This is a genomic window from Blastococcus sp. SYSU DS1024 (assembly GCF_054050795.1).
In genome coordinates this window covers 48812-60894 of the sequence record NZ_JBJHAA010000004.1, presented here as the reverse complement: position 1 = coordinate 60894, position 12083 = coordinate 48812, and the positions used below count along the sequence as shown (strand labels likewise).

The window sequence follows — 12083 nt, the reverse complement described above, 5'->3', positions numbered from 1 at the left end:
CATGGGGTATGGGGTAATTGGCAGCCCGACGGTTTCTGGTTCCGTTAGTCTAGGTTCGAGTCCTGGTACCCCAGCGAGGAAGCCTGGTTCCTCTTGCAGTACAGCAGTGACACAGCACGGCCCCGTCGTCTAGCGGCCCAGGACGCCGCCCTCTCACGGCGGTAGCGAGGGTTCGAATCCCTTCGGGGCTACGCGATCGAGAGCCCCCGACCACCCGGTCGGGGGCTCTCGCCGTTCCCGGCACCCCGCTGCGGGGAGCGGGGACGGGCATGGCAAGATGTCTCCCGCACGGCCCCGTCGTCTAGCGGCCTAGGACGCCGCCCTCTCACGGCGGTAGCGAGGGTTCGAATCCCTTCGGGGCTACGCGATCGAGAGCCCCCGACCACCCGGTCGGGGGCTCTCGCCGTTCCCGGTCGCGGCAGCGGCGGGGGTCAGGTCTCGAGCAGCCCGTCGTTGGCCGGGAGCCCGTCGGAGCCGTCCGGTGCCCCCGCGCGGAAGATCATCGGGCGGCCGCAGGACGTGGCCACGCGGGCGGAGTCGGTGAGCTGGACGTGCAGGTGCGGCTCGCTGCTGTTGCCGGAGTTGCCGCACTCCGCGACCTGCTGCCCGGCTGCGACGCGGTCGCCGACGGCCACCCGCACCGAGCCGCGGCGCAGGTGGGCCAGGACGGCGTGGGTGCCGTCGTCCCGGCGGACGACGACGTGGTTGCCCAGCATCCACCGGGCGCCGGCCACCTGGCGCACGAAGCCCTCGACGAGCAGCAGGAAGAGCAGCGACACCCACCCGCTGCGCGCCCGGTGGTCGCGACGGCGGTCGTGGACCCGCACGACCAGGCCGTCGACGGGGGAGCGCACCGGCCGGCCGAACGCCGGGTAGTCGGTCGGCCGCCGCCACTGACCGCCGGAGCCGAACGCGGGACGCGCCCCGTCGCCGGGCTCGGCCGCCAGGTCGATCGCCCACGTCTGGCCCAGCCCGTTGGTGCCGTGCGAGGGCACCCCGGAGGCGGGGGAGTTGACGGCCCGCCACCGGCCCGCGACCGGCGGCTCGACCACCGTGACCGGGTGCTCGGGCGGCCGCACCCGGTCCAGCACCAGGAACCCGACGACGAGCAGGAACCCGGCGAGGGCGGCCGCGGGCACGCCGCTCCCACCGACGGCGATGAGCAGGACGCCGGCCGGTGCCAGCGGGGCGCGGCACCGGGCCGCGAGGACACGCGGGTTCACGACGACACCGCCGCGAGGACGACGTGCAGCGGGACCACGCGCTCGGCCGGCACGGCCCAGCTCCCGCGAGCGGTGGCGCGGAGCCATCCGGCGGCGGTGAGCTGGCGGAGGTGGTGGTGCAACTGACCGGTCGTGCCCAGCCCCGGGAGCGCGGCGAGCCCGGCGGTCGTGCGGGTGCCGCTCAGCACCTCCCGCAGCAGGCGCAGCCGGACCGCGTGCGCCAGCGCGGACAGCTCGGCGGCGAGCTCCGCGTCGGCCGAGCCGTCGCCGAGTGCGTCCTCCGCGGCGTGCGTGCGCTGCCAGGCGTACTGCTCTCCGCTGGGCAGGCGGACCGAGCCCGCGTAGACGACGGCGCCTCCGGGGAAGGCGGCCGCGTCCTCGGCGAGGCCGTCCAGCGCCCAGAACCGCTCGACGTCGCCCGGCGGGTCGACGCCTCGATGCGGCAGCGCGCGTTCGAGGGCGGTCAGCCGTTCCTCGATCTCCCGGAAGCGGTCGGCATCGGTCACACCGGCAGAATACGGAAGTTCGTAGAATCGATCCAGCGACGATCAGCGGGCGGCGCGGGCGATGGCCGCCGAGGCGTCGAGCACGGCGCCGATGACCTCGGGGCTGGGGCGCCGGCCCAGGCGCTCCACCGGTCCCGAGATCGAGACGGCACCCAGCACCGACCCGTTGCCGTCGCGGACGGGGGCCGACAGCGACGCCACGCCGGCCTCGCGCTCGGCCACGCTGTGCGCCCAGCCTCGGCGGCGCACGTCGAGCAGCGTGCGCGCGGTGAAGCTGGCGGAGGGGAGCAGGCGGGTCACCTCGTCGGCGGGCATGAACGCCAGCAGCGCGTGCGCCGCCGAGCCTGCGGTCATGGGTAGCCGGGCGCCGACCGGGACGGTGTCGCGCAGGCCGCTGGTCCGCTCGGCGGCGGCCACGCACACGCGCGTCGCGCCGTCGCGCACGTAGAACTGGGCGCTCTCGCCGGTGGCGTCCCGCAGCGTGACCAGGTGGCGTGCGGCAATCTCGCCGATGTCGGCGGTCGTCCGCCCCAGCTCGGCCAGCGCCGGACCGGGTGCCCAGCTGCCGCTGTCGGTGCGCCGGACGAGGCGGTGCCCCTCGAGGGCGACGGCGAGCCGGTGGGCGGTGGCCCGGGGCAGGCCGGTGCGCGCGACGAGCTCGGCGAGGGTGGCCGGCTCCTGCGCGACGGCGTGCAGGATCGACACTGCTTTGTCCAGAACCGCGACCGGGTTAGGCTGTCCCACACAGCAATACTCGCATCCCGAAGAGTGAGACAGGCAACTCGGGATCGACCAGTCACCCGAAGGGGACGCGCCCGTGCCGAAGACCCTGGCCGAGAAGGTCTACGACGCCCACGTCGTGCGCAGCACGTCGGGGGAGCCCGACCTGCTCTACATCGACCTGCACCTGGTGCACGAGGTCACCAGCCCGCAGGCCTTCGACGGCCTGCGCGCCGCCGGGCGCACGGTGCGTCGACCCGACCTGACGATGGCCACGGAGGACCACAACGTCCCGACCCTGGACATCCTCAAGCCGATCGCCGACCCGATCAGCCGGGCGCAGGTCGACGCGCTCCGCCGGAACGCCGCGGAGTTCGGCATCCGGCTCGCCCCGATGGGTGACCGCGACCAGGGCATCGTGCACGTCATCGGCCCGCAGCTGGGCCTCACCCAGCCCGGCATGACCATCGTCTGCGGGGACAGCCACACCTCCACGCACGGCGCCTTCGGGGCGCTGGCCTTCGGCATCGGCACCAGCGAGGTCGAGCACGTGCTGGCCACCCAGACCCTGCCGCAGTACCGGCCCAAGCAGATGTCGGTCACCGTCGACGGCGAGCTGGCTACCGGGGTCTCGGCGAAGGACATCATCCTGGCCGTCATCGCCCAGATCGGCACCAACGGTGCGGCAGGACACGTCATCGAGTACCGCGGCAGCGCCATCGAGGCGCTGTCGATGGAGGCCCGGATGACCATCTGCAACATGTCGATCGAGGCCGGCGCGAAGGCGGGCCTCATCGCCCCCGACCAGACCACTTTCGACTTCCTGCAGGGGCGCCCGCACGCACCGCAGGGCGCCGACTGGGACGCCGCCGTCGAGCACTGGCGCACGCTGCGCACCGACGACGGCGCGGTCTTCGACCGCGAGGTGACGCTGGACGCATCGACGCTGACGCCGTTCGTCACCTGGGGCACCAACCCCGGCCAGGGCCTGCCGATCGACGGCGTGGTGCCCGACCCGGCCCAGTTCGACGACGACGGCGAGCGGCGGGCCGCCGAGCAGGCGCTGGCCTACATGGGGCTGACCCCCGGCACCCCGCTGCGCGAGATCAAGGTCGACACCGTCTTCCTCGGCTCCTGCACCAACGGCCGGATCGAGGACCTGCGCACCGCCGCGGCCTTCCTGCAGGGCAGGAAGATCGACCCGGACACCCGCATGCTCGTCGTCCCCGGCTCGGTCGGCGTGAAGCTGCAGGCCGAGGCCGAGGGCCTGGACAAGGTCTTCGTGGAGGCCGGCGCCGAGTGGCGGGGTGCGGGGTGCTCGATGTGCCTGGGCATGAACCCCGACCAGCTCAAGCCCGGCGAGCGCTCGGCCTCGACCAGCAACCGCAACTTCCAGGGCCGTCAGGGCAAGGGCGGGCGCACCCATCTGGTCTCGCCGTCGGTCGCTGCCGCCACGGCGCTCACCGGCCGCCTCACCGCCCCCGCCGACCTGATCGGAGCCTGAGCCATGGACGCCTTCACCACGCACACCGGCACCGCCGCGCCGCTGCGCCGCAGCGCCGTCGACACCGACCAGATCATCCCGGCCGAGTACCTCAAGCGGATCACCCGCACCGGTTTCGAGGACGGGCTGTTCATCGCCTGGCGGACCAACGAGCCGGACTTCGTGCTCAACAAGCCCGAGTACGCCGACGCCTCGATCCTGGTGGCCGGCCCCGACTTCGGCACCGGCTCCTCCCGCGAGCACGCCAACTGGGCGCTGCTCGACGGCGGTTTCCGCGTCGTCATCAGCTCCCGGTTCGCCGACATCTTCCGCAACAACTCGACCAAGTCGGGGCTGCTGACGGTCGTGCTGCCGCAGGCCGAGGTGGAGGCGCTGTGGACCGCGATCGAGGCGGACCCGGCGACGCCGGTGACGGTCGACCTGCAGGCCAAGCAGGTGACCTACGGCGACGTGGCGGTGCCGTTCGAGATCGACGACTACACCCGGTGGCGGCTGCTGGAGGGGCTCGACGACGTCGGCCTCACCGAGCGGCACCTCGACGACGTCGAGGCCTACGAGGCGGCGCGCCCGGCCTGGCTCCCGGCGGCGCTGCCCGCGCGCTGAGGCAACGGGGCGTCCGGGTCGGGCTCGAAGTCGCGGTAGTAGTCCGCGACCAGCGCGCCCGGCCGGCCGCCGAGGGCCCAGACGCTGCCCTTGGCGGCCGGCGGGAGCAGGCCGCGGACGCCGTGGCCGTGCACCCCGAGGGCTTGGAGCACCGAGGGGATCACCCCGCCCTGGCTGCACAGCACCGTCGCCCCCGGGCGCTCCAGGAGCTCCGCCACGAGCGCCATCCCCGCCTGCGGGTCGTCGGCGAAGTTCTCCTCGCCCATCCGGGGTGACGGGCACACGTCCACGGCCAGCCGCTCGGCCAGCGGCGCCACCGTCTGCGTGCAGCGCACCTTCGGGGTGCTGAGCACGTCGTCCGGGGCGAACCACGCCAGCGCGTCGGCCAGCTGCTCGGCCTGCCGCAGGCCCTTGTCGTCCAGCGGGCGCTGGTCGTCCGGGCCGTCGAACTCCTGCTTGCTCCCGGCGCGGCCGTGGCGGACCAGCAGCAGGCTCACCTCGCGCGGCACGTCGGTGCGGGCGGCGTCGGTGATCACCAGCCGGTCGTGCTCGTGGGTGACCAGCGCGCTCGCGTCGTCGGGGGCGAGCCAGCGGAGCTCGTCCACCTCGTCGTTGGCGGCGAAGCACCCCCCGACGCAGCGCATGAGCCAGTAGTCCACGTGCTTGGGGACGCCGTCGACCGCGTACTGCGTCGTCGGCCCGCGGCGTCCGGCGACGATGCGGAGCCCGGTCTCCTCGACCACCTCGCGGCACGCGGCGGCCAGCGCGTGCTCGCCGGGGTCGAGCTTCCCCTTCGGCAGCGACCAGTCGTCGTAGCGGGGCCGGTGGACGACGGCGATCTCGATGCCGTCGTCCCCGGCCGGGCGCCACACGACGCCGCCGGCGGCCGCGACGGGCCGCGGCTCAGCCGGCGAGCTCATGGATCCGGTGCATCAGCTCGGCCTGGTAGTCGCGCCCGTCCAGCCGGTCCCACTGCCCATCGCTGCGCAGCTCCCAGCACCGCACGCCGGGCTCCATGGCCGGGCGCAGGGTCTCCTCCAGCTGCCTGCGTGCCGCCTCGTCGCAGACCCGCAGCAGCACCTCGACCCGGCGGTCGAGGTTGCGGTGCATGAGGTCGGCGCTGCCGATCCACCACTCCGGGTCGCCGCCGTTGAGGAAGGAGATCACCCGGGAGTGCTCGAGGAACCGGCCGACGATCGAGCGCACCCGGATGGTCTCGGACAGGCCGGGGACGCCCGGCCGCAGCGCGCAGATGCCGCGGACGAACAGCTCCACCGGCACACCGGCCTGCGAGGCCTCGTAGAGCGCGTCGATGAGCCGCTCGTCGACGATGGAGTTCGCCTTGATGCGAATGCCCGAGGGGCGCCCCTCGCGCGCGTTCCGGGCCTCGCGGCGGATCTTCTCGATCAGCCCGTTGCGGACGCCGTGCGGCGCCACCATGAGCGTCCGGTAGTTGGTCTGCCGCGAGTAGCCGGTGAGCACGTTGAACAGGTCGGTGAGGTCGGCGCCGACGCGCGGATCGGCGGTGAGGATGCCGAGGTCCTCGTAGATGCGGGCGGTCTTCGGGTTGTAGTTGCCCGTGCCGATGTGGCAGTACCGCCGGATCACGCCCTGCTCGCGGCGGACCACGAGGGCCGTCTTGCAGTGGGTCTTCAGCCCCACCAGCCCGTAGACGACGTGGCAGCCGGCCCGCTCCAGCGAACGGGCCCAGCTGATGTTGGCCTCCTCGTCGAACCGGGCCTTGATCTCGACGAGGACCACGACCTGCTTGCCGGCCTGGGCGGCCTCGATCAGCGCCGAGACGATCGGGGAGTCGCCGGAGGTGCGGTACAGCGTCTGCTTGATGGCCAGCACGTCCGGGTCGGCGGCGGCCTGCTCGATGAACCGCTGCACGCTCGTGGCGAACGAGTGGTACGGGTGGTGGACCAGGACGTCGCCCTCGCGGAGGGTGGCGAAGACGCTCTTGGGCGTCTCGCCCTCGGACAGCCGCGGGTGCGTGGCCGGCACGAAGGGCTCGTCCTTGAGCTCGGGTCGGTCGAGGTCGTAGAGCGCCATGAGCGAGGCCAGGTCGAGCAGCCCGGGCACGTGGACGACGTCGGCGGGGGAGACCTCGAGCTCGGAGATGAGCACGTCGAGGATCCGCGGGTCCATCGGCTCGGCGACCTCGAGGCGCACCGCGGGGCCGAACCGGCGCCGGGCGAGCTCGCGCTCCAGCGCCTGCAGCAGGTCCTCGTCGCGGTCCTCCTCGACCTCGACGTCGGCGTTGCGGGTGACGCGGAAGAAGTGGTGGTCGAGCACGTCGAGCCCCGGGAAGAGCTGGGGCAGGTGCGCGGCGATGAGGTCCTCGAGCGGGAGGAAGACCACCGTGTCGTCCTGCGTGGCGACCGGCACGAACCGCGGCACGTTGTTCGGCACCTTGAGCCGCGCGAAGCGGGGCGCGTTGGTGTCCGGGTCGTGCACCGACACCGCGAGGTTCAGCGACAGGCCGCTGATGTAGGGGAACGGGTGCGCCGGGTCGACGGCGAGCGGCGTGAGCACCGGGAAGACCTGGTCGCGGAAGTAGTCCCGGAGCCGGCGCATCGCGTCGTCCTCCAGGTCCTCCCAGTGGACGATCCGGATCCCAGCCTCCTCCAGCCGGGGCAGCACGTCCTTGTTGAAGACGTCGGAGTGCCGCTGCACCAGCTCGCGGGTGCGGGCGGTCACCCGCTCCAGCTGCTCGCGGATGGTCAGCCCGTCGGGCGAGCGGACGGTGAGGCCGGTGCTCTGCCGCCGCTTCAGACCGGCGATGCGCACCATGTAGAACTCGTCGAGGTTGCTCGCGAAGATGGCGAGGAACTTGACCCGCTCCAGCAGCGGCAGCGAGTCGTTCTCGGCGAGCTCGAGCACGCGGGCGTTGAAGTCCAGCCAGGACAGTTCTCGGTTCAGGTAGCGGTCGACGGGGAGGGCCTCGGTCCGGGGAGCGCTCTCTGTTGCCACTCCCTCATCGTGCCGTACCGACCCGGCTCGCGAGCGACGGCGAGCCCCGCACCAGCCCCGACGTGCGCGGGCCGGTCCCCAGCGCCAGCGCTGCCCGCAGGTCGGCGGGGACGTCGACGTCGCGGCGCAGGCCGGGCCAGGCGCCGGTCAGCCGCACCGCGCCGCCGGCCTCGTGGGCTGCGGCGGAGCCGCGACCGAACCGCGGGTGCAACGGGGTGCCGAGGGCGGTCAGCAGGGTGGTGCCCGTTCCCTGGGCGTCGGCCACGAAGCAGCGGGGCGCCGCCTCCGCCACCGCCAGCGCCTCGGCCAGCTCCACCGGGCGGAGGGCGGGCAGGTCGGAGGAGAGCGCGGCGACGGCGTCCCCGGGGGCGCTCCCCGCGCCGTGCTCGAGCGCGGGGTTCAGGCCGCGGTCAGGTTCGTCGGGCACCGTGCGGGCGCCGAGCCCGCGCACCAGGTCGGCGGCCTCCGGCTCGTCGGTGACGACCACGACCGACCCGACCCGCTCGCAGGCCAGCGCCGCGGCGACGGTGTCGGCCAGCAGGGCGAGGACAAGGGCGCCGTGGTCGCCGCCGGGGACGGCGGTGAGCGGCCGCAGCCGGGTCTTGGCGGCGGCGAGGCGCTTCGCCGGGACCACGACCGACCACCTGGACACGGCGACAATGTCAGCACACGGTGCCCCGGGACCCCGTCGGCCGGGACCCGGTGCTCCCCGCGCCGAGGCTCGGGTCGATCATGGGCTGGCTCACAGGAGAGGGAGGGGAGCCGGTGTCGGACGAGACGTCCTCGCGGGGGACGAGCGCGACCGGACCGGTGCGCGCACGCGGTGCCCGCCGTTCCGGCAAGTGGCGCACCCGGGGGCGCATCTCCTTCCCGCTGTGGCTGTGCATCCTCGTGATCTACCCGGTGTCCTCGCTGCTGTTCCGGCTGCGCTACCACCACGCCGAGCGCATCCCCCTGACCGGGCCGGTGCTCCTGGTGGCCAACCACGTGTCGGTGCTGGACCCGCTGGCCTGCGCCCGCCTGGTCTTCGACCGCGGCCGGATCCCGCACTTCCTGGCCAAGGAGGCGGTGTTCAGGGGTCTGGCCGGCACCATCCTGCGGGCGACCGGGCAGATCCCCGTCGCCCGGTTCTCCAGCGCCGCGCGGAGCGCGCTCGCGGCGGCGGAGGCCGATCTGCGGGCGGGCAGCATCGTCGTCGTCTACCCAGAGGGGTCGGTGACCCGGGACCCCGACTGGTGGCCGATGCAGGCGCGCACGGGGGCGGCGCACCTGGCGCTCACCACCGACGCCGTGGTGGTCCCGGTCGCCCAGTGGGGGCCGCACCGGGTGCACGACTACCACACCAAGGAGCTGCACCTGCGGTTCCGCACGCCCGCCGACTACCTCGTCGGCGAGCCGATCGACCTCTCCGCGGCGCGGGCCGAGGTGCGCGCGGGCCGCCCCCTGGAGCCCGCGCTGCTGCGGGAGACGACGGAGCTGATGATGTCCCGGGTCCGCGACCAGCTGGCCGATCTGCGCGGGGAACCCGCGCCGCGTGCGATCCACCCCGCTCCCCGGCGGGACCGGCACGGCGACCTCCCCGGGAGCGCCGCGTGACGCGGGCGGCGGTCCTGGGGGCCGGGTCCTGGGGGACGACGTTCGCCAAGGTGCTCGCCGACGCAGGCTGCGACGTCCGGCTCCACGCGCGGCGGCCCGAGCTCGTCGGGGCCATCACCGACGAGCGGGAGAACCCCGACTACCTGCCGGGTGTGCGCCTGCCCGACCGGCTGCGGGCGACGGTCGACCCGGCCGAGGCGCTGGACGGCGCCGACGTCGTCGTGCTGGCGGTGCCCTCGCAGTCGCTGCGCGGCAACCTCACGTCCTGGCGGGAGCTGCTGCCCCCGGACGCCACGCTGCTCTCGCTCATGAAGGGCATCGAACTCGGCACCACCAAGCGCATGAGCGAGGTGATCTGCGAGATCACCGGCGCCAGGGCGGCGCGGGTGGCGGCGCTGTCGGGCCCGAACCTCGCCCGGGAGATCGCCGAGGAGCAGCCGGCCGCCACGGTGATCGCGTGCGCGGACGCCGATCGGGCGGCGGTCCTGCAGGCGGCCTGCCACACCCCCTACTTCCGCCCGTACACCAACCCCGACGTGGTCGGCTGTGAGCTGGGGGGCGCGGTGAAGAACGTCATCGCCCTCGCCTGCGGCATCGCGGAGGGGCTGGGCTTCGGGGACAACACCCGCGCCTCGCTCATCACCCGGGGGCTGGCGGAGACCACCCGGCTGGGGCTCGCGCTGGGGGCCGAGCCGGCCACCTTCGCGGGGCTGGCGGGCCTGGGAGACCTGGTGGCCACCTGCAGCTCGCCGCTGTCGCGCAACCGCACCTTCGGCGAGAAGCTGGGGCGCGGCATGACGGTCGAGGAGGTCCAGCAGAGCACCCGGCAGACGGCGGAGGGCGTGAAGAGCTGCCGGTCGGTGCTCGACCTGGCCCGGGCGCACCGGATCGACGTCCCGATCACCGAGGCGGTCGTCCGGGTGTGCCACGAGGGCGAGGCGCCCGGCCGGATCGTGCGGCAGATCATGTCGCGCGAGGCGAAGTCGGAGTGATGAAGTCTGCGGACGTGGGCAGTGGATGGGGCGACGGGACCAGGTCGGTGCGCGCGGGGGAGGGGCCCGCGGCGCCGGGTGAGCCGATGCGGCCCTCGCCGGTGTTCGCCGCCCCCTTCCACCTCGGGGACCAGCCACCGCGGGCCGGCGGGGCCGACGCCTACGCGCGGACCGAGCACCCGACGCTGCGGCACTTCGAGGACGCCGTCGGGGAGCTCGACGGCGGCCGCTGCCTCTCCTTCGCCACCGGGATGGCGGCGCTCACCGCCGCGGTGCTGGCCCCCACCCGCAGCGGTGACCGCGTCGTGCTGCCGTCGGACGGCTACTACACGACCCGCCTGCTCGCCGCTGAGGAGCTGGCCCGCTTCGGCATCGAGGTGCAGTACGTGCCCACGCCGGAGATCGGGCGCGTCGCCGCCGACGGGGGGCTCGCAGGCGCCCGCATGGTGCTGCTGGAGACGCCGAGCAACCCGCAGCTGGACGTCTGCGACATCGCGGCCGTGGCGGCGGCCGCGCACGCCGCCGGCGCGCTGGTCGCGGTCGACAACACCACCGCCACCCCGCTGGGTCAGCGCCCCCTGGCGCTGGGGGCCGACCTCACCGTGGGCAGCGACACCAAGGCGCTCACCGGGCACAGCGACGTGCTGCTCGGGCACGTGACCGTGACCGACGAGGAGCTGTACGCGGCCGTGAAGGGCTTCCGCGACCGCACCGGCAGCACGCCGGGGCCGTTCGAGGCATGGCTCGGGCACCGGTCGATGAGCACCCTGGACCTGCGGCTGGCCCGTCAGGCGGCGAACGCGGCGGCGGTCGCCGAGCTGCTCGCCGGGCACCCGGCCGTCACGAACCTGCGCTGGCCGTGGCGGGCGGGCGACCCGTCGTCCGCGCTGGCCGCCCGCCAGATGCTGCGCCCGAACGGCGTGGTGTCCGCGGAGCTGCCCGACGAGGCCGCGGTCGCCCGGGTGCTGGCGGAGAGCCGGTTGTGGGCGGCGGCGACGAGCTTCGGCGGCGTGCACAGCACCATCGACCGGCGCGCGCAGTGGGGCGGGGACGCGGTGCCCGCGGGCTTCGTGCGGCTGTCCTGCGGGATCGAGGACACCGCCGACCTGGTCGCCGACCTAGCCCGCGCGCTCGACGCGCTCGGCTGACGCGCTCCGGCGGCGGCTGCCCGCGACGGTGAGCCAGATGCTCACGCCGAAGTAGTAGACGAGGTAGACCAGGCTCAGCACGACGACCGCCGGGTGCGGGTCGGGGTACTGGACGATCAGCACGGCGAAGGCGACGAGCCAGACCGCCGCCAGCCCCAGGTTCACGCCCCGCAGCAGTTTGGTGCGCGACGGGTAGACGTACTTGACCGGCACGAACACCAGCACGGTCAGGACGGCGAGCGCGATGCCGGCGCCGGTGGTGCCGATGTCGAGGATGATCGCGTAGAAGGCGACCACGTTCCAGTAGCTGGGGAAGCCGAGGAAGTAGTGGTCCTCGGTCTTCGCATCGGTGCGGCAGAACTGGTAGCAGGAGGCCAGCAGCGGCAGCGCGGCCAGGATCCACCCGAGGGCACCGCCGGGCAGCCGGTCGGTCGTCCAGAGCAGCACGATGGGGGCGAAGGCGTAGGTCAGGTAGTCGACGATGTCGTCCATCCGGGCGCCGTCGAGCCAGGGGATCGTCTCCTTGACCCGGAACCGCCGGGCCAGCATCCCGTCGGTGCCGTCGATGACCAGCGTCGCGAGGATGAGCCACAGGGCGACCACCACGTCGCCCTCGAACGCCGCCAGCACGATCAGCAGGCCGAGCACCGAGCCGCTGGCGGTGTACAGGTGCACCGCTGCGCCGGCCAGGCGCAGGCGCAGGGAGAAACCGGGCGAGCCGGAGGAGCGCACCGCCCCGGGCGCCGTCTCGATGGCTGCGTCATCGTGCACGCGACGAGGCTGCCACACCTCGGTCGGCCCGGCGGGCCGAGGCG

12 protein-coding genes and 3 tRNA genes are annotated in these 12083 nt (G+C 74.0%); 8 read left to right on the top strand and 7 right to left on the bottom strand.

Translation table 11 applies throughout. From position 1 onward, the window contains the following. Positions 1-2: 2 nt before the first annotated feature. The 3 genes from ACI79S_RS05180 (at position 3) to ACI79S_RS05170 (ending at position 363) form a co-directional block, all read left to right on the top strand. Positions 3-74 (top strand) — tRNA-Gln (locus ACI79S_RS05180). Positions 75-118: 44 nt separating this feature from the next. Continuing rightward, a tRNA-Glu gene (locus ACI79S_RS05175) sits at positions 119-191 on the top strand. Positions 192-290: 99 nt separating this feature from the next. After that, a tRNA-Glu gene (locus ACI79S_RS05170) sits at positions 291-363 on the top strand. Between the two features lie 68 nt (positions 364-431). Here the strand turns inward: ACI79S_RS05170 and ACI79S_RS05165 are convergent. The 3 genes from ACI79S_RS05165 to ACI79S_RS05155 are packed head-to-tail and all read right to left on the bottom strand — an operon-like array spanning position 432 to position 2434. After that, entirely contained in the window at positions 432-1223 is a 792-nt protein-coding gene (locus ACI79S_RS05165; protein ID WP_456592369.1) for a M23 family metallopeptidase, read from the bottom strand. Continuing rightward, positions 1220-1729: an ArsR/SmtB family transcription factor gene (locus ACI79S_RS05160; RefSeq protein ID WP_456592368.1), complete on the bottom strand. Its 510-nt coding sequence runs from the start codon at positions 1727-1729 to the stop codon at positions 1220-1222. Before ACI79S_RS05160 ends, ACI79S_RS05165 begins: the two co-directional genes overlap by 4 nt. Positions 1730-1771: 42 nt before the next feature. Next, positions 1772-2434, bottom strand: a complete 663-nt coding sequence (locus tag ACI79S_RS05155; protein WP_456592367.1) for an IclR family transcriptional regulator — start codon at positions 2432-2434, stop codon at positions 1772-1774. A gap of 112 nt (positions 2435-2546) precedes the next feature. Here ACI79S_RS05155 and leuC point away from each other — a divergent pair, with 112 nt between their 5' ends. After that, on the top strand, positions 2547-3953 hold the full coding sequence (gene leuC / locus ACI79S_RS05150) for a 3-isopropylmalate dehydratase large subunit (protein WP_456592366.1): 1407 nt from the start codon (positions 2547-2549) through the stop codon (positions 3951-3953). A 3-nt stretch (positions 3954-3956) separates the two neighbouring features. After that, positions 3957-4556: a 3-isopropylmalate dehydratase small subunit gene (gene leuD / locus ACI79S_RS05145; protein WP_456592365.1), complete on the top strand. Its 600-nt coding sequence runs from the start codon at positions 3957-3959 to the stop codon at positions 4554-4556. Here the strand turns inward: leuD and ACI79S_RS05140 are convergent. The 3 genes from ACI79S_RS05140 to cofC are packed head-to-tail and all read right to left on the bottom strand — an operon-like array spanning position 4505 to position 8184. Beyond that, positions 4505-5476: an NUDIX hydrolase gene (locus tag ACI79S_RS05140; RefSeq protein ID WP_456592364.1), complete on the bottom strand. Its 972-nt coding sequence runs from the start codon at positions 5474-5476 to the stop codon at positions 4505-4507. The two genes, leuD and ACI79S_RS05140, sit on opposite strands and share 52 nt — an antisense overlap. After that, the gene (locus ACI79S_RS05135; protein WP_456592363.1) at positions 5460-7532 is read right to left on the bottom strand and encodes an RNA degradosome polyphosphate kinase; all 2073 of its coding nucleotides are present in this window, start codon (positions 7530-7532) and stop codon (positions 5460-5462) included. The genes ACI79S_RS05140 and ACI79S_RS05135 overlap by 17 nt, the downstream gene beginning before the upstream one ends. A 4-nt stretch (positions 7533-7536) precedes the next feature. After that, the gene (cofC, locus tag ACI79S_RS05130; RefSeq protein ID WP_456592362.1) at positions 7537-8184 is read right to left on the bottom strand and encodes a 2-phospho-L-lactate guanylyltransferase; all 648 of its coding nucleotides are present in this window, start codon (positions 8182-8184) and stop codon (positions 7537-7539) included. Between the two features lie 113 nt (positions 8185-8297). On the opposite strand from cofC, the gene ACI79S_RS05125 reads away from it, so the two are divergent. Genes ACI79S_RS05125 through ACI79S_RS05115 form a run of 3 tightly spaced genes read left to right on the top strand, consistent with a single transcriptional unit; the run spans position 8298 to position 11268 of the window. Continuing rightward, positions 8298-9128 carry a lysophospholipid acyltransferase family protein gene (locus tag ACI79S_RS05125; protein WP_456592361.1) on the top strand — a complete coding sequence of 277 codons (831 nt, stop codon included), beginning with the start codon at positions 8298-8300 and terminating at the stop codon, positions 9126-9128. Beyond that, a complete protein-coding gene (locus tag ACI79S_RS05120; protein ID WP_456592360.1) occupies positions 9125-10120 on the top strand; it encodes an NAD(P)H-dependent glycerol-3-phosphate dehydrogenase in 996 nt (331 codons plus the stop codon). Before ACI79S_RS05125 ends, ACI79S_RS05120 begins: the two co-directional genes overlap by 4 nt. Then, complete coding sequence (locus ACI79S_RS05115; RefSeq protein WP_456592359.1) at positions 10120-11268, top strand: cystathionine gamma-lyase; 1149 nt, start codon at positions 10120-10122, stop codon at positions 11266-11268. Before ACI79S_RS05120 ends, ACI79S_RS05115 begins: the two co-directional genes overlap by 1 nt. Here ACI79S_RS05115 and ACI79S_RS05110 read toward each other — a convergent pair. Then, a complete protein-coding gene (locus tag ACI79S_RS05110) occupies positions 11239-12039 on the bottom strand; it encodes a CDP-alcohol phosphatidyltransferase family protein (RefSeq protein WP_456592358.1) in 801 nt (266 codons plus the stop codon). The two genes, ACI79S_RS05115 and ACI79S_RS05110, sit on opposite strands and share 30 nt — an antisense overlap. Positions 12040-12083: the final 44 nt, after the last annotated feature.